This window comes from Bradyrhizobium ferriligni, assembly GCF_056837965.1.
The window spans coordinates 1-15,048 of record NZ_JBXEJO010000014.1; the positions used below are offsets into that span (position 1 = coordinate 1).

General features: G+C 65.2%; 17 protein-coding genes and 1 pseudogene. 10 read left to right on the plus strand and 8 right to left on the minus strand.

Translation table 11 applies throughout. The features are described 5' to 3' along the window. Nucleotides 1–665: pseudogene (locus AC1VNY_RS10365) on the plus strand (hypothetical protein); the annotation flags it as partial. A 75-nt stretch (nt 666–740) separates the two neighbouring features. Here AC1VNY_RS10365 and AC1VNY_RS10370 read toward each other — a convergent pair. Further along, nucleotides 741–1,370 carry a L,D-transpeptidase gene (locus AC1VNY_RS10370; RefSeq protein WP_016843930.1) on the minus strand — a complete coding sequence of 210 codons (630 nt, stop codon included), beginning with the start codon at nt 1,368–1,370 and terminating at the stop codon, nt 741–743. 175 nt (nt 1,371–1,545) lie between these two features. On the opposite strand from AC1VNY_RS10370, the gene AC1VNY_RS10375 reads away from it, so the two are divergent. Next, nucleotides 1,546–1,929, plus strand: coding sequence for a hypothetical protein (locus AC1VNY_RS10375; RefSeq protein ID WP_482405069.1), 384 nt, complete (start codon nt 1,546–1,548; stop codon nt 1,927–1,929). Between the two features lie 84 nt (nt 1,930–2,013). Here the strand turns inward: AC1VNY_RS10375 and AC1VNY_RS10380 are convergent, their stop codons facing one another. Together AC1VNY_RS10380 and AC1VNY_RS10385 are read right to left on the minus strand one after the other, a co-directional pair. Beyond that, nucleotides 2,014–2,796: an SDR family NAD(P)-dependent oxidoreductase gene (locus AC1VNY_RS10380; protein ID WP_482405070.1), complete on the minus strand. Its 783-nt coding sequence runs from the start codon at nt 2,794–2,796 to the stop codon at nt 2,014–2,016. A gap of 34 nt (nt 2,797–2,830) precedes the next feature. Then, on the minus strand, nt 2,831–3,421 hold the full coding sequence (locus AC1VNY_RS10385; RefSeq protein ID WP_018271357.1) for an NADPH-dependent FMN reductase: 591 nt from the start codon (nt 3,419–3,421) through the stop codon (nt 2,831–2,833). A gap of 196 nt (nt 3,422–3,617) precedes the next feature. Between AC1VNY_RS10385 and AC1VNY_RS10390 the strand changes: the two genes are divergently transcribed. Then, the gene (locus AC1VNY_RS10390) at nt 3,618–3,869 is read left to right on the plus strand and encodes a hypothetical protein (RefSeq protein WP_038383778.1); all 252 of its coding nucleotides are present in this window, start codon (nt 3,618–3,620) and stop codon (nt 3,867–3,869) included. Nucleotides 3,870–4,034: 165 nt separating this feature from the next. Then, a complete protein-coding gene (locus AC1VNY_RS10395; RefSeq protein ID WP_482405071.1) occupies nt 4,035–6,116 on the plus strand; it encodes a methyl-accepting chemotaxis protein in 2,082 nt (693 codons plus the stop codon). Between the two features lie 44 nt (nt 6,117–6,160). Here AC1VNY_RS10395 and AC1VNY_RS10400 read toward each other — a convergent pair whose 3' ends face one another. Beyond that, the gene (locus tag AC1VNY_RS10400) at nt 6,161–7,324 is read right to left on the minus strand and encodes an acyl-CoA dehydrogenase family protein (protein WP_304500013.1); all 1,164 of its coding nucleotides are present in this window, start codon (nt 7,322–7,324) and stop codon (nt 6,161–6,163) included. Between the two features lie 235 nt (nt 7,325–7,559). Beyond that, on the minus strand, nt 7,560–8,237 hold the full coding sequence (locus AC1VNY_RS10405) for a nitroreductase (RefSeq protein WP_482405072.1): 678 nt from the start codon (nt 8,235–8,237) through the stop codon (nt 7,560–7,562). Between the two features lie 150 nt (nt 8,238–8,387). On the opposite strand from AC1VNY_RS10405, the gene AC1VNY_RS10410 reads away from it, so the two are divergent. Next, entirely contained in the window at nt 8,388–8,636 is a 249-nt protein-coding gene (locus tag AC1VNY_RS10410; protein WP_482405073.1) for a hypothetical protein, read from the plus strand. A 125-nt stretch (nt 8,637–8,761) separates the two neighbouring features. Here AC1VNY_RS10410 and AC1VNY_RS10415 read toward each other — a convergent pair whose 3' ends face one another. Both AC1VNY_RS10415 and AC1VNY_RS10420 read right to left on the minus strand, forming a co-directional pair. Continuing rightward, nucleotides 8,762–9,007 carry a hypothetical protein gene (locus AC1VNY_RS10415; RefSeq protein WP_482405074.1) on the minus strand — a complete coding sequence of 82 codons (246 nt, stop codon included), beginning with the start codon at nt 9,005–9,007 and terminating at the stop codon, nt 8,762–8,764. 70 nt (nt 9,008–9,077) lie between these two features. Further along, nucleotides 9,078–10,046 carry an AraC family transcriptional regulator gene (locus AC1VNY_RS10420; RefSeq protein WP_482405075.1) on the minus strand — a complete coding sequence of 323 codons (969 nt, stop codon included), beginning with the start codon at nt 10,044–10,046 and terminating at the stop codon, nt 9,078–9,080. Between the two features lie 459 nt (nt 10,047–10,505). On the opposite strand from AC1VNY_RS10420, the gene AC1VNY_RS10425 reads away from it, so the two are divergent. The 3 genes from AC1VNY_RS10425 to AC1VNY_RS10435 are packed head-to-tail and all read left to right on the plus strand — an operon-like array spanning nt 10,506 to nt 12,023. Next, nucleotides 10,506–11,468: a DUF2336 domain-containing protein gene (locus AC1VNY_RS10425; RefSeq protein WP_482405076.1), complete on the plus strand. Its 963-nt coding sequence runs from the start codon at nt 10,506–10,508 to the stop codon at nt 11,466–11,468. Nucleotides 11,469–11,476: 8 nt separating this feature from the next. Next, complete coding sequence (locus tag AC1VNY_RS10430; RefSeq protein ID WP_016843942.1) at nt 11,477–11,779, plus strand: PilZ domain-containing protein; 303 nt, start codon at nt 11,477–11,479, stop codon at nt 11,777–11,779. A 52-nt stretch (nt 11,780–11,831) separates the two neighbouring features. Then, nucleotides 11,832–12,023: a hypothetical protein gene (locus AC1VNY_RS10435; RefSeq protein ID WP_038383774.1), complete on the plus strand. Its 192-nt coding sequence runs from the start codon at nt 11,832–11,834 to the stop codon at nt 12,021–12,023. Nucleotides 12,024–12,051: 28 nt separating this feature from the next. Here the strand turns inward: AC1VNY_RS10435 and AC1VNY_RS10440 are convergent, their stop codons facing one another. Further along, the gene (locus AC1VNY_RS10440; protein WP_482405077.1) at nt 12,052–12,927 is read right to left on the minus strand and encodes an MBL fold metallo-hydrolase; all 876 of its coding nucleotides are present in this window, start codon (nt 12,925–12,927) and stop codon (nt 12,052–12,054) included. Between the two features lie 110 nt (nt 12,928–13,037). Here AC1VNY_RS10440 and AC1VNY_RS10445 point away from each other — a divergent pair, with 110 nt between their 5' ends. Both AC1VNY_RS10445 and AC1VNY_RS10450 read left to right on the plus strand, forming a co-directional pair. After that, the gene (locus AC1VNY_RS10445) at nt 13,038–13,949 is read left to right on the plus strand and encodes a dienelactone hydrolase family protein (RefSeq protein WP_482405078.1); all 912 of its coding nucleotides are present in this window, start codon (nt 13,038–13,040) and stop codon (nt 13,947–13,949) included. Nucleotides 13,950–14,014: 65 nt separating this feature from the next. After that, nucleotides 14,015–14,989: a glycerophosphodiester phosphodiesterase family protein gene (locus AC1VNY_RS10450; RefSeq protein ID WP_482405079.1), complete on the plus strand. Its 975-nt coding sequence runs from the start codon at nt 14,015–14,017 to the stop codon at nt 14,987–14,989. The last annotated feature ends 59 nt before the right edge of the window (nt 14,990–15,048 follow it).

The window sequence follows — 15,048 nt, forward strand, 5'->3', positions numbered from 1 at the left end:
CTCAGAGCATTCAAAATAGTGTTAATCAAATGTTCAACGCGCAGGTTATTTTTCAAGCAAAGGAGGGGATAGGAGATGAAGAGAGGTCTCGTGGGGTGGGATTGGTGTTGTGTATAAGAGACAGGGCCGCGCCCGCCACAACTGCGCCCGCCCCCGCCGCAGCACCAGTTGCCGCCGCCGCAACACCGGCAGCAGCGGCCACGCCGGTTGCGCCCGCTACCGCGGCGGCACCAGCAGCAGCCACGCCCGACCAGACGCAGTTGCTGCAATCGATGGCGCGCGATCTCACGTCGATGGGACAACAGATCGAGCAGCTGAAGACCAGCATCGATCAGCTCAAGGCCAGCCAGGATCAGTTGGCACAGCGCGTCGCGAAGACTACCGAGACCAGGGCCGTCGAGCCGCGGCCGGTCGCCCCGCCGCGCCCGCGCGCCGCGGTCACGCCACAGGCGGCGCCGCATGCCGCCGTTGCGCCGCCACCGGTGCGCCGGCCGGCGCAGGCCTATATCCCGCCGCCTCCACCGCCCACAGCAGCAGCGCCGCTGCCAGCGCCCGCCGCCGCCCCGCAGGCGGTTGCGGCACCGCGGCCGGTGCAGCAGCAGTCCTCGGTTGTTGACGCGGACGATGGCGGCCCGGTGGTTCGGCCGCCGATGCCGCTGCGTTGAAGCCTGACGGACCGGTAAAAAAGCGTGCGGCCGATCGCGATAACGCGATCGGCCGCAATACGCTTCGTATTCGAATTACGCGCTCTGTCCGGGCGGCAACACAACCACGGTCGCACCCGGCTTGACCCGCTGATAGAGGTCGATCACGTCGCCATTGGTCATGCGAATGCAGCCCGACGAGATCGCCTGCCCGATATATTCGGGCTGGTTGGTGCCGTGGATGCGATACAGCGTGTCCTTGTTGCCCTGGTAGAGGTAGATGCCGCGGGCGCCGAGCGGATTGGCCGGTCCACCGGCGACACGCTTCGGATACGGCCCGAGCCGCTCCTGGATATCCTGGGTCGGAACCCAATCCGGCCACTCGGCCAGGCGGCCGACGGTGGCGACGCCGGAGAAGGCCATCGCCTCCTCGCCGACGGCGACGCCGTAACGGATCGCCTTGCCGCCGGGCAGCACGTAATAGAGGTAGCGCGCGTCTGTATCGACCAGGATCGATCCCGGCTGCTCCCGACGGGTATACTCGACAATGTGCCGCTGGAACTGCTGCGGGATCTTGGCGTCCGCATAGGGCGGATGCGCCAGCAATTGCCGATCGCGCGACGTCATCGCGACATCCGTCGCCGGCGACAGCGTCGCCTGCATGCACCCGCCAAGCGCAAGCGATCCCACCAGCACCGCAGCAAGCCCCAACTTTGACACGATCATTCTCCCCTGCGTCAACTTGTGCCACATGCTGCCGAAATCGTGCTTAAATCGTGGCAGCCCAGGTTGGAACACGTCTGTTTGATCGGTTCTTTCCGCGAGTGTGTCCTGCCGGTTGCACTCGGTTCCCTTGGACGCTAGCCTCACAAAAAACGTCCAAAACCTCCGGAGGAAATTCATGCGTTACGTTCTGCTGATCGGCGGCCTGATTGTCGCAGCAACCCCTGCCCATGCCGATCCGCGCGCGGCCTATGTCACGATGGTGCTGCAGGCCTTTGCCGCCAAGGTCGAGTGCCCCGGCACCGATCTGGTCTATCAGGACCTCGTGCAGCGGGCGCAGGACATGCATCTGCCCGACGGCACCACCGAGAAGGTGCGCAAGGCGATCGCCTTCATGCATACCGGCGGCAAGATGGGCGAGAAGCAGGCCGACGACCTGATGACCGAAGTCGCGATCGCAACCCAGACCACCGACCTCGATCAGCGCCGTGCCGGCAGCATGACGACCTGGTGCCAGGATCAGAAGACGCGCCTCGCGGGCTACATCAGGACGAAGGAATAGAAAGCGTTTCGAGCGGAGCCTGTCCCGCACTTGATGCGGGATGGGCACCGGTTCGCGTGAAGAAAACGCGTCAGACGAAAATCCTCAATCGAGCTCCGGCGGCGCGAACCAGTTGGTCAGCGACAGGCCGCCGTCGACCACGATCGACGCCCCGGTAACGTAACCGGAGAGCTTGTGCGAGAGCACGGCAAGCGCCATCGGCGCGAGATCGTCCGCCTGGCCAAGCCGTCCGAGCGGAATGTGCTTTGCCAGCGCGGGATCAGCGACGAAGCCGCCGGCCGCGATCGCGCCGGGCACCAGCGCATTGACGCGGATGCCATAGCGTCCCCAGCTCTTGGCAAGCTCCTTCACCAGCATCGCCATGCCGGCCTTCGCGGTCGAGTAATGCGGCAGGTTGCGCGGCGTGCCGGCGTGCAGCGAGGTGAGCAGCAGGAACGAGCCCGACGTCTTCGATGCGATCAGCCTGCGCGCCAGTTCGCGCGACAAATGAAAGCCGGCATCGAGATTGACCGCATGCATCTGCCGCCAGGTCTCGTCATCGACGGCCATCGCATGATCGACTTCGCGGCGCGGCGGCGAGGCACTGTGGACGAAATGGGTCACCTGCCCGACTATGGCTTGCGCATGCGCCAGCAGGGCGTCGCACGCCGCGCGCTGCGCGAGATCGCCGGCCCACGCGACCGCGAGTTCGGGACGCGGCGCGGCCTTGATCGCCGCCAGAACCCTGTCCTCATGCAGATCGGCAAACACCGTCCGCACACCTTCGCCGACCAGGGCCTGCGCAATGGCGCGGCCGATGCCGTTGCCCGCGCCGGTCACCAAGGCTGTCTCGCGCGCGGGATCGAACGGCGATGTGAAGAGGCTCATGATCGCGAAACTCCCGGGATTGGTAGACCTGCGCTCAGTATGGCGGCGCCTTGCGCGCCCGCTGTGCCTTGGCGGCTTCGATCCACCAGGAAAAGTCGTCGGCAAAACGCGGAAAGGCGCGTTCGAGCGCCTTGCCGGCCTCGCCGATCGGCTTGCCCTCGGCCGACAGCGTCTGCGCAATCGGTCCCGCACCGATCGTGCTCGATATCACCACCATGCCCATCTCGGACAGCGTGCCGTGCCAGGCGGTCGCGGCGCGGACGCCGGCGAACCGCCCGGCCGAATAGCTTGCGATCGCCGCGGGACGCCAGAACCATTCCTCGAGGAAATGGTCGGTCAGGTTCTTCAACCCGGGCTGGATGCCCCAATTGTATTCGCCGGTGACGAACAGGAAGCCGTCGGCGTCGCGGATTTTTCCGGCGAGCGTTTCGAGCACGGCCGGCGCCTGCCCCTTGGGATGTTCCTTGTACATCCGGTCGAGCATCGGCAGGCCGACCTCCTTGGCATCGATCAACTCGACATCGTTGCCGCGCGCACGAAGGCCGTCGACGACGAAATGCGCCAGCCGGATGCCCATGCGATCCGAGCGATAGGAGCCGTAGAACACGAGAATGCGGTGGGTCATGACAAGCCGATCCTAGCACGGTGAGGCAGCAGCGTCCTGCGGTGCGGCGCGCGGCGAGCCGCCGCGCACAAGCGTTAACCGGCCTTCCGGCCCGCTTCGCCGGCATTAAGCAATTCGTCGCAGGCCCTTCGCCGTGGCCAAAAATCGCCAGATTTGTTTTCTGGATATGTTTTCGCTTCGAGAAGGAGGAACCGACATGCGGATCGCAAAGCTGGTTTTCGCAGGCTCGCTCGCAGCCATCGCTGCCGTTGCCACGCCTGCGCTGGGCAAGAGCACCGAGCGGCAAAAGGCCGACGAAAAATCCACCACCACCACGTCGTCCGGCTGCCAGGCCTATCAGCAGGCCGCCGATGGCACCTGGAACCAGCTCCCCTGCGGCGAAGCGGGCTCGAACGGCGCCACCCAACATCGCCCCGCGGCCAAGGGCGCTGACGACGACGAGCACTGATGTGTCACGCCCTGCCGCCACGCGCGGCCGGGCGACGTGACACCTTCGACTTTCGGACCAAACGGCCGGGACCGTTGCGGCGGCTCCCGCATCATAAACCCAAGCTTAATGCACGCCCGCTACGGTTGAGGCCTCCCCTCTCACGTCAAGAATGGCGCGCATCCCATGAAAATCGGTACTCTCCTGACGGCCGCGATCGTCTCATTGTCCGCGGTCGGCGGCGGACTGGCGGCCTATGTCGCGGTGACCAAGTACCAGACCATGGACAAGATCTCGACCGCGCAGAGCCGGCTCGAAATCGTCCGCGCCGTCGGCGACATCCCGCGCTACATGAACTCCGAGCGCGGCATGTCCACCAACCTCTTGTTCAGCACCGGCGCGATCGACCAGAAGCAGATCGCCGATCTCGACAAGCTGCGCAAGCTGACCGACGGCGCGCTCGCCAAGGTCAATCAGGTCCGCGCCACGCTGCCCGGCTCGCTCGACGACGGCGAAGCGGTTGCGAGCGCGATCGATGCGCTGAAGGCCAAGTTCGCCGCGCTCCGCGACGCCATCGAGAAGGCGATCGCAGGTCCGGTCGACGCCCGCCGCCCGGCGGCAACCAGGATCGTCGCCGACAACTCCGTCTTCAACGCCGGCGTCACCGTGCTGCTCGACGAGCAGGTGCGCCGCCTCGCCGGCCTTGACGGCAACGCCTACCGCCAGGCCAGCTACGCCAACGTCGCCTGGACGCTGCGCGACACCGGCGGCCTCAATGCCAGCCTGCACAAGGCGCTGGTCGGCGCCAAGCGCGTCGCGACCGAACAGGAAAAGCTGGAGCTGTTCCGCAGCACCGGCCACACCGAGCAGATCCTCTCGACGCTGCAGGAGTTGCGCAACAATCCGGCGACATCGGCCAATGTCCTGACGGCGCTGGGCAAGATGCAGGCCGACTATGTCGAGCGTTTCGGCAAGGCCCTGAAGCTCGCCAAGGAAGGCGCGATCTCCGGCAAGTATGAGCAGGACGTCGAGACCTACTATGCCGAATCCCAGATCGGCCTCGCCTCCATCATCACCGTGCGCGACGCGTTCTACGAGAATGCCGAGCAAGGCCTTGCGAGCGCCTATTCGTCGGCGCGCTTCAGCTTCGTGGTGGCGCTGATCGGGCTGCTCGCGGTCGTTGCCGTCAGCGCCGGCCTGATCGTCATGGTCCGCCGCCGCATCCTCAACCCGATCGCCGCCCTCACCGGCCGGATGTCGCGCCTCGCCGCGAGCGAAGTCGCCGAGACGATTCCGGGCGCCGCGCGCAAGGACGAGATCGGCGCGATGGCCGCCGCCGTGCAGGTGTTCAAGGACAACAAGATCGAAGCCGATCGCCTCGCGGCCGAGAAGGAAGCCGAGAACGACGTCAAGATGCGCCGCGCCCGCGTGCTCGACGACCTGACCCGCACCTTCGAAGCCAAGGTCACCGAGCTGGTCGGCGGATTGTCCGCGGCATCCTCGGTGATGGAGGAGACGGCGCAATCGATGTCGGACACCGCCGCCGCCACCAACCGCCAGGCCGCCGTCGTGGCCGCGGCATCCGATCAGACCTCGACCAACGTTCAGACGGTGGCCAGCGCGACCGAGGAGCTGACCTCCTCGATCTCGGAGATCGCCCGTCAGGTCGCGACCTCGACCGAGATCGCCGCGCGGGCGGTCGACCATGCCCGGCGCACCGGCGACACCGCGCGCTCGCTGGCCGAGGGCGCGCAGAAGATCGGCGACGTCGTGACGCTGATCCAGAGCATCGCGGCACAGACCAACCTGCTCGCGCTCAACGCCACCATCGAGGCGGCCCGCGCCGGCGAGGCCGGCCGCGGCTTTGCCGTGGTCGCGTCCGAGGTGAAGTCGCTGGCCGGCCAGACCGCGAAGGCAACCACGGAGATCTCCGAGCAAATCACCGCGATCCAGACCGCGAGCGACGAGACCGTGACGGCGATCCGCAGCGTCATCGACGTCATCACCGAGATCGACCAGATCGGCACCGCGATCGCCGCCGCGATCGAGGAACAGGGCTCAGCGACCAAGGAGATCTCGCGCAGCGTTCAGGAAGCCGCGCGCGGCACGCAGGAGGTCAATTCCAACATCTCCGGCGTGCAGCGCGCCGCCGACGACACCGGCGGCGCCGCGAACCAGGTGCTGGGCGCGGCCGAACAGCTCTCGACGCAGTCCAAGGACCTCGCCGGCCAGGTCAACCGCTTCCTGTCCGACGTGCGGGCGGCCTGACGTGATGGCGGGCACGGCCCCGCCCGTCACGGCTGACGAACCGTCTAGCCGCCGCGCAGGCCGAGCACGCGGCGGGCGATCGCCTGGCGATGCACCTCGCTCGGGCCTTCGTACACCCGCATCAGGCGCGCCTTCTGCCACAGCGCGTTGAGCGGCAATTCCAGCGTCACGCCGAGCGCGCCGAGCGTCTGCATGGCGTGGTCGCAGGCGTCATAGGCCATCTCGGTCGCGAACACCTTGATCATCGAGGCCTCGTGGCGGATGTCCTCGCCGCGGTCGGTCTTGTCGGCGGCCTCGCGCACCATCAGCCGGCACGCATGCATGCGCGTGGAGATATCGGCGATCCACCACTGGATCGCCTGGCGCTCGGCGAGCTTGACGCCGAACGTCTCGCGCTGCTTGGCGTGCTCGCACATCATGTCGAGCGCACGCTTGGTGATGCCGACGCAGGTCGATCCCATCTCGAGCCGCCGCGTGCGCAAGCGCAGCTGCATCGGCGCGTAGCCCTTGCCGACCTCGCCCAGCACGGAGTCCTTCGGGATGCGGCAATCCTCGAACACGATCTCGTAGGTCGAGCCGCCGCCGACCATCGGGATCTCGCGCTCGATGATGAAGCCCGCCGTGCCCTTCTCGACGATGAAGGAGGTGATGCCGCCCTGACGCTGATCGTTGCCGACCCGCGCCATCACGATGATGAAGTCGGCGGCGCGTGCGTTGCTGATCCAGATCTTGCGGCCGTTGAGCACCCACTCTTCGCCTTCGAGCACCGCGCGCGTCTTCATGCCCGCGGGATCGCCGCCGGCGCCGGGCTCGGAGATCGCAATCGCCGATGCCATCCGGCCCTCGATATAGGGCTGCAGATATTTCTTCTTCTGCGCTTCGGTACCGACCGCCTGCAGCATGCGCAGGTTCGGCGAGTCCGGCGGCAGCACGAACGGCACGCAGCTGCGGCCGAGTTCTTCGTGCACCGCAGCCATCGTGCGCGTCGGCAGATCGTGGCCACCGAGATCCTCGGGTGCATCGAGGCCCCAGAGGCCGAGTTCCTTCGAGACGTCGCGCAGCCGCTTGCGCTGTTCCGACGTGAGCTCGGGGTGATCGCTGCCGGGCAGCTTCGATTTCAGGTAGTGCGGCTCGAGCGGGATCAGTTCGCGATCGACGAATCTCGCGACGGTCTCGCGGATCATGGCTGTCTGTTCATCATCGCTCATCTGAGATTCCTCGCCTGCGCTGTTGGGTTTCAAAAAACCAGTAGCGCATTTTTTATCGGCGGGAATAGCGGAAACGCGCAGCCGCGCTCACGCTCGCGCGATGGTTTCACTGCGCGGAATTCAATATCCCGCGGCGTGGTCGGTGCATACGCAAATGCGCCGGACACGCCCATGCATCGAGCAGCCGATCGCGCCGCACGAGGTTGTTGTCCCTGAGCAAACGATCGACGCGGCGCTAATCGGCGAAGCCGACGTAGCGGACAAAATCGTTGTTGGCCTCGCGGTCGGAGCGCACCGCATTGGCGGCAAAGCTGTCGTCGGGATAGCCCATCGCGACGCAGGTCATGATCGCCTCGTCTTCCGGGATGTTGGCGACCTCGCGCACGATGTCGGAGCGCATGATGCCCTGGCCGTTGATCACGCTGCCAAGGCCGCGATCCCAGGCTGCAAGCACGATGCCGTAGCAGAGCGCGCCGAGATCGAAATGGCAGACCGCGCCGGGATCGAGGATCCGGTCGTAGGTCAGGACCAGCGACACCGGAGCATCGAACTGACGGAAGCCGCGCAGCACCCAATCCTGCCGCATCGGCTTGTCGTCGCGGGCGATCCCCATCGCGCCGAACAGCTTCTTGGCGATGTCGACCTGCCGGCCGCGGTGCACGCCCTGGTACTCGCCATGGCTGACGATGTCGCGCTTCACCTTGGCGCCGGCGACCATCTCGTCCATGTTGCGGCGGCGCACTTCCTCCAGCGGCGCCCCGGTCAGGACGTGGACATGCCAGGGCTGGGTGTTCATCGAGGACGGCGCGCGTTTGGCCACCTCGATGATCTCCTCGACGGTCGCCCGCGACACCGGCTGCTTCTTGAACCCGCGCACGCTTTTGCGTGACTGTACCAGCGTCTCGAATTCCATTCCGCGCTTCCCCGATTTTGTTCCGCGCCGCACGCGGAATTTCCTTGATCTGATCGGGGTATTTTATCGACAAAATCGGCCATGGGAACTTGATCGGGCCAAGAATCCCGTATCCAATCCGGCCACTGGTTTGGTTTAGGGAGAACCCAGATGAAGCGGATTTTCTTGGCGGCCGTGATCGCGACCTTTGCCGCCGGTTCGGCATTTGCACAGGACGCCTCCTGCGAGACGAAGGCGGTCGGCAAGGACGGCAAGCCGCTGGCCGGCGCGGCCAAGACCTCGTTCATGAAGAAGTGCACCACGGATACCTGCGAGAGCAAGGCGGTCGGCTCCGACGGCAAGAAGCTCGCCGGCGCGGCCAAAACCTCGTTCATGAAGAAGTGCCAGAGCGGCGCCTGAGCCCCTCGCCGACCCCTTTTCACCCCTCATCGGGAACAGACTTCAATCGGGACAAACCATCGGGTCGCGCAGGGCGCGGCCCGAACGGCTATTGGCCGGTGGATCGCCCCTGACGGCGGGCGCCCTCAGAACGAAACGCCGACCCGCACGCCCCTGCGCCAGACCCGCCGGCAACGCTTCCTGGTGTTGCCGTGAAACATTTCGAAACGTTCGGGCAGATCGACCGGCTTCGAGAATTCCAGACAGGCCCCGCCGGCGGAATAGTCCACCAGCCGGCATTCGATCAGTGGCGCCTTCGGTTCAAGCTGGAGCTTGACCACACTGGACACGCATCCGCTCGGACGAACACGCGCAAATCTCCGGGGATACATCAGGCCGCCTCTGGTGAAATCGTACCCACAGGCTCGTCGGCGGTCGTTAAGATTCCGTTCAGATCGATGGTTACGAACTGTGTCTGCGGGACGGATCGGCGTGGGTGACGCCCGGACGGCGCGAGGCGGCCAGCGTCTCCGACGGCGCTTCCCCGAACTGCGACCGATAGCTGCGCGAAAAATCGCTCAGGTGCCAAAATCCGTAAGCCAGCGCGCACGTCTTGACGCTCGGCGCACCGGCAAGCAGTTGTTGGCGTACCAGCCAGAGCCGGCGCAACCGCAAATAGCGATGCAGGCTGATGCCCCGGTAGCGCTGGATGGCATCATGCAGCGTGCGCACCGACACGCCGATCTGCCTGGCGAGTTCGCCGCTGTAGATCGGGTGCGCCACGTCGCCTGCCAGAATTGCGCGCGCGTCGTTGAAGACCTTGAACTGGCGCGTCGTGTTGGCCCGCGTCGTCCACTTGGCCGGCACGATCTCGGCGAAGGCGTTGTCGATCGCCGCAAGCAGCGTCTCCTTGATCGACTCGCCGCTGGCGAACGGGGCATCGTCGGTCGGCTGCGAGGTCACGAGCAGGATGTGCCTTACCACTTCACGCAGCCGATCCTGCGCGCGTTGAGAAATTTCGTGAATGCTGAAATGAAGACCCGCCTGCGGCCAGCCGCGGTCGACAATCTCCGGCGTAAACATCACCGAGGCATATTGCCGGGGCGTCTCCTCCACCGACGAGTAGAACGCGCCGCCGCCACCGAGCACAATGACCGCGCGATCGCGCTCGACGCCGTTGAAGCGGATCGGGACCCCGTCATCCATCGTGAAGCCGACCGCGGTGGTCTGCGGCGCAAGCTGCGCGTCGACGATCCGCGGAAACGACTGCGTGTAGTTGAGCTCGCATCCCGGCAAACTCAGGATGACCTGCTCGGCCGAAATCTTCCGCGCAAGCGGCGTGAAATCAACATCCAGATTTCGGATCGAACTCCGGAATGCATCGACATCGTCAAAACGAAAGACTCTCGGCACCGGTAATGGCGCCGTCAAATGACCGCTCCTGTGAAATGCTCTTTAAAAATTGCGCGCGACGCGGCGCCTTGCGCGCCGGCCTCATCAATAACTTCCATGCACAAAATGCGAATCGTCCAATAGGTTCAATCAGGAAAAATGCGGTCCGTTCGTCGAACCGGACAATCCGGCAATGTAACGCGGCTGCCGAATTTCGATAGTCTTTAGCGGGATATCCACCGCCGAGATCGATCCTCCCCATCAATTTCTATACCCCTATTAAAGATTCGAGGAGCAGATTGGCACTGGGAACGATGATGTTCCTCGTCGCGGACCATTTTAGAGACCGCAATGACAGTCATTGCCTCGCCCGATCTTATTGCCAAGCTCGACCATGTCTTGAGAGCCGGTTCCCCAGACCTCCGCACGCGCATGCTGCAGGAGGTGGCCGGGATGTTTCTCGACGACGCTCACCGCCTCAGCGCGCACCACGTCGAGATGTTCGACGGCATCCTGGTCCGTCTGACCGAGAGCGTCGAACTGCGGACCCTGACCACGCTCAGCCGCTCGCTCGCCGATTTGCGCCTGGTGCCGCGGGAACTCGCGCGCCGTCTGGCCAACCATGACGACGCCGATGTCGCCGCTCCGATCCTGCGCAAATGCGAATGCCTCCCCGATGCCGACCTGATCGACATCGCCTGGATGCGGGCCGAGGGACATCTCTGCGCGATTGCGGGACGCAAGGCCGTCAATGCGGAGCTCACGGACATTCTCTTGCTGCGAGGCGACAGCAGCGTGCTTCGAGTCCTCGCGCGCAATCCCGGCGCTGATCTGACCAGCGCGGGCCTCGCCATGATGGTCGATGCCGCCGAGCGCGACGACGACATCGCCGACGCGCTGATATCGCGCAGCGACCTGCCCCACCGCGTTCTTGTCGACCTCGTGATGCGATCCACGCCGCGCCAACAGGCCCGACTACTCAAACGCGCATGCCCCGACATTCAGGACGCGATCCGCGCTGCGATCGACGCAAGCGCAGCCCGCGCCTCCGCGACCCCACCAGCCACGATCGACTATGCGGAGGCGCGGGCCACCGTGCTGGCCTTGAACAGAACCGGGCAGTTGAACGATTCCAGCGTCAACCGTTTCGCGATCAGGCGAGAGGTCCGCAACGTCGTTGCGGCGCTGGCGCAGCTTGCAACCGTTCCGATCGAGACGATCACACCGCTGATAGAAGCCGCCGACATCAGCGGACTCGTGATCGCCTGCCGCGCATCGCGACTGAACTGGAACACGACGGCTGCCATCGTCAGCTACCGGAAGGCCGGGCTGACGGTTGCACCGGATGAGCTGCAGCGCGCACGGGACATGTTTGAAGGACTGGCGCTATCCAACGCGCAGCGCACGATCCGGTTTGGTTCGCTTAGCGAGCTGACCGCGAAGCGCTCCCGGGCGGTGTGAGTGATGCAATGACATATGGTGACCGCAGGGCGGAACGCGTCAGGCTCGAGACGCGCTATCCCGTCAATCTCATGGGGGTCGACGGCACGTGGCGGCGGAGTTGCATCCTGCTCGACGTCTCGCAGAGCGGCGCCCGGCTCGAGGTCGACGGAACGCTCGATGTGCTGAAGGCGCAGGAGTTCTTCCTGGTGTTGTCCTCGCGCGGATTGGCCTTCCGCCGCTGCGAGTTGGTTCGCGTCGACGGCGCCGAGATCGGTGTGCGATTCATCGAAGAGCGACGGCGAAAGGGACGTCCCGTCGTTCCGAAATAGGAATTGCCGAAATGAGGATTGGCGGCGTCAGGCCTGAAGGAAAGTTGACTACATGAGCGTGCAGAGAGCGACCAACATCGCGGTATCGACCGCCTCCGCCGCACCATTGCGCGGGACCATCGAGATCGACTGCGCCGGCACCGTCGCGACGTTTGCGATCGACGAGGAAATGGCGCATCGCCTGTGCGCCGATCTGGAACGATTTCTGACCCAGGCTCAGCACAAGACCCGCGCAGCACGCTGACCTTGACCTGCTGACGACCGCGCCGCGCCTACTCCCGCTTGAAGCGATAGTCGAAGCGATCGCCGTCCGCCTTGATCAGGCCGACCGTCGGGGTCGGAAAATGGATCGGCAGGATCAGCGTGTCGGTCCCGGCAACCGAGGCAAAGAACTTCCGCCGCGATAGTGCCGACTGCTTCGGGTCCCAATCGGGCTTGGCCGACCAATCCGGCTCGCGACACTGGATCGCATGGTGCATCAGGTCGCCCGCGACCACCGCGCGCTGGCCCTTCGAGAAGATATTGACGCAGCAATGGCAGGGCGAATGGCCCGGGGTCGGCGTCAGCGTCACGGTGTCGTCAAGCGCATAGTCGTCGTCGACCAGCAGCGCCTGCCCGGCCTCGACGATCGGCAGGCAATTGTCGCGGAACACCGTGCCGGGCGGATTGGCTCCCTTGGCGTTCTCGGCCTCCCAGGCCGCATATTCGCCCTTGTGGAAGACGTATTTCGCGTTCGGGAAGGTCGGTACCCAGCGCCCGTCGCGCAGCGTCGTATTCCAGCCGGTGTGGTCGATGTGCAGATGGGTGCAGAACACATAGTCGATCTGCTCATAGGAGATGCCGAGCGCAAACAGCTCATTGCGCCAGCGCTCCTTGCCGGGGAAGTCGAACGGCGGCGGGTGCCCCTTGTCCTCGCCGGTGCAGGTATCGACCAGGATGGTGTAGCGCGGCGTCCGCACAACGAAGGTCTGGTAGGTGATCACCATCATGCCGCGCGCGGCGTCGAAGACCTCCGGCTCCATCGTCTTCAGGTGATGCTTGAACACGTCGTCGTTGTAGGTCGGGAAGAAATCCTGCGGCCGCCGCCACGGTCCTTCGCGCTCGATCACGGCGTCGATCGTGATGTCGCCGATCCTGATCTGCTTCATGGTTGTTTCGCTCCCGGTTTTTTGTAAAGCGTAGCGGGCGGTGCCTAACCCCACAAGCGGAGCGCCGCGCAGCACGCCATGCGGCTTTGCATTGCTGGCAGGAAACGGCCATGCCGCAATTCATCCGAAATCCTGCTCATGCTGCGGGAATGACCCATCGCGCGATTCCGATCGTCCTCCTGATGCTCACGACATTGCCGACAGCAGCGACAGCCGCGCCCGACACCGTTTTCTTTCCGAGCGCCGACGGCAAGACCGAGATCGTCGGCTACCTGTTCAGGCCGCAAACGCCGGGCCCGCACCCCGCCATCGTGCTGCTGCACGGCCGCGGCGGGCCCTATTCGATCAATGTCAACAGGGGCTGCACGCTGGTGTCGCGGACCAATCCGTCCGCGGCCTGCAACGCCAGCAGCCTGTCGAAGCGCCACGCGATGTGGGGACAGTATTGGGCCGACCACGGCTATGTCGCGCTGCTGCCGGACAGTTTTGGCCCGCGCGGCAAGGCGCACGGCTTCGGGCGCTTCACGCATGACGATCCCGATCGTACCGACGTCAATGAAAAGACCGTGCAGCCGCTCGACGCCGAGGGCGCGCTGAGCTGGCTGCGCAGCCAGAAGGAGATCAATGGCAATCGCATCTTCCTGCAGGGATGGTCGAACGGCGGCAGCACGGCGCTGAACGTGATGCAGCGGCAGGGCGCGGCGACGTCGGGCTATCGCGCCGCGCTCGTGTTCTATCCGGGCTGCGGGCCGGCGGCCCTGCTGGCGCAGACAATCAAGTCCGGTGCACCGATCACGATGCTGCTCGGGTCGGACGATGAGGAAGTATCGCCGGACCGCTGCCGGGACGTCGCCAGCCGCTCCGTTGCTGCCGGCAGCAAGATCGACGTCGTGGTTTATCCGGGTGCCACCCACGATTTCGACGATCCCGGCCGCGGCCGTCAGTCGAATCCCGCCAACAGCGCGGCGCTCCAGGACGCGATGGTGCGGGCGATTGCCGCAATCGACGGCTTGAAGGATTAGGCCGCCGCAAATCGACCCAAAACGCCCCCTAGGCGGAGCGTCGATCCAGCAAGGAACCGAGTCGCTTGGGCAGGAAACTGAAATACGCGGCAGCGACGATCGTTGCCGTAGCCGCCGCAATCTACCTCAACAACACCAGCCTTCTCGCAACGCATGCCGGCGGCAAGCCGGTGCTGCTCGCCCATCGCGGCATGGCGCAGCGCTTCGACGAGCGCGACCTCAAGAACGACACCTGCACCGCGGCGCGCATGCTGCCGCCGACCCACGACTATCTCGAGAACACGATCCGCTCGATGCGGGCGAGCTTCGAGCGCGGCGCCGATATCGTCGAGCTCGACGTCCATCCGACGACCGACGGCGAGTTCGCGGTGTTTCACGACTGGACCGTCGATTGCCGCACCGACGGCCAAGGCATCACCCGCGAACAGCCGATGGCGCGGCTGAAGATGCTCGATATCGGCTATGGCTACACCGCCGATGGCGGCAAGACCTTCCCGTTCCGCGGCAAGGGCATCAGCCTGATGCCGTCGCTGGACGAGGTGCTGAAGACCTTTCCGGATCGCCGGCTCCTGATCAACGTCAAGAGCCGCGATCCCGCCGAGGGCGAGAAGCTCGCAACGGTCTTGAACCGGCTCCCCACCGAACGGCGCAAGCTGATCATGGTCTATGGCGGCGACGAGCCGATCGAGACGATCCGGCGGCTTTCGCCGGAGACCCGGACCATTTCGCGCGCGGCGCTCAAGAGTTGCCTCGTCCGCTATATCGGCTATGGCTGGACCGGCATCGTGCCCGATGCCTGCCGCAACGCCATCGTGCTGGTGCCGATCAACTACGCGCCCTGGCTCTGGGGATGGCCGGACCGCCTCCTCAACCGCATGGCCACGGCCAACAGCGCGGTCTTCGTGCTCGGGCCTTATCAGGGCGGTGAATTCTCGACCGGGATCGACGATGTCGATCTGTTCCGGCGCCTGCCCGAAAGCTATTCCGGCGGCATCTGGACCAACGAGATCGAGACCATCGCCCGCCTCGCCGGGCGTTAGATCCGGCCTCCTCCTGTCATCTCTCCGTCATAGAAATTGTGCGACTGAAGCGGCTCGTC

Excerpts from the sequence above, each read along its gene's own strand:
- AC1VNY_RS10380 (WP_482405070.1), bottom strand. The coding sequence starts at position 2,796 with ATGAGCCTCTTCACATCGCCGTTCGATCCCGCGCGCGAGACAGCCTTG.
- AC1VNY_RS10415 (WP_482405074.1), bottom strand. The coding sequence starts at position 9,007 with ATGTATCCCCGGAGATTTGCGCGTGTTCGTCCGAGCGGATGCGTGTCC.
- AC1VNY_RS10405 (WP_482405072.1), bottom strand. The coding sequence starts at position 8,237 with ATGGAATTCGAGACGCTGGTACAGTCACGCAAAAGCGTGCGCGGGTTC.
- AC1VNY_RS10395 (WP_482405071.1), top strand. The coding sequence starts at position 4,035 with ATGAAAATCGGTACTCTCCTGACGGCCGCGATCGTCTCATTGTCCGCG.
- AC1VNY_RS10375 (WP_482405069.1), top strand. The coding sequence starts at position 1,546 with ATGCGTTACGTTCTGCTGATCGGCGGCCTGATTGTCGCAGCAACCCCT.
- AC1VNY_RS10410 (WP_482405073.1), top strand. The coding sequence starts at position 8,388 with ATGAAGCGGATTTTCTTGGCGGCCGTGATCGCGACCTTTGCCGCCGGT.
- AC1VNY_RS10430 (WP_016843942.1), top strand. The coding sequence starts at position 11,477 with ATGACATATGGTGACCGCAGGGCGGAACGCGTCAGGCTCGAGACGCGC.
- AC1VNY_RS10440 (WP_482405077.1), bottom strand. The coding sequence starts at position 12,927 with ATGAAGCAGATCAGGATCGGCGACATCACGATCGACGCCGTGATCGAG.
- AC1VNY_RS10425 (WP_482405076.1), top strand. The coding sequence starts at position 10,506 with ATGTTCGACGGCATCCTGGTCCGTCTGACCGAGAGCGTCGAACTGCGG.
- AC1VNY_RS10370 (WP_016843930.1), bottom strand. The coding sequence starts at position 1,370 with ATGATCGTGTCAAAGTTGGGGCTTGCTGCGGTGCTGGTGGGATCGCTT.
- AC1VNY_RS10385 (WP_018271357.1), bottom strand. The coding sequence starts at position 3,421 with ATGACCCACCGCATTCTCGTGTTCTACGGCTCCTATCGCTCGGATCGC.
- AC1VNY_RS10400 (WP_304500013.1), bottom strand. The coding sequence starts at position 7,324 with ATGAGCGATGATGAACAGACAGCCATGATCCGCGAGACCGTCGCGAGA.
- AC1VNY_RS10390 (WP_038383778.1), top strand. The coding sequence starts at position 3,618 with ATGCGGATCGCAAAGCTGGTTTTCGCAGGCTCGCTCGCAGCCATCGCT.
- AC1VNY_RS10445 (WP_482405078.1), top strand. The coding sequence starts at position 13,038 with ATGCCGCAATTCATCCGAAATCCTGCTCATGCTGCGGGAATGACCCAT.
- AC1VNY_RS10435 (WP_038383774.1), top strand. The coding sequence starts at position 11,832 with ATGAGCGTGCAGAGAGCGACCAACATCGCGGTATCGACCGCCTCCGCC.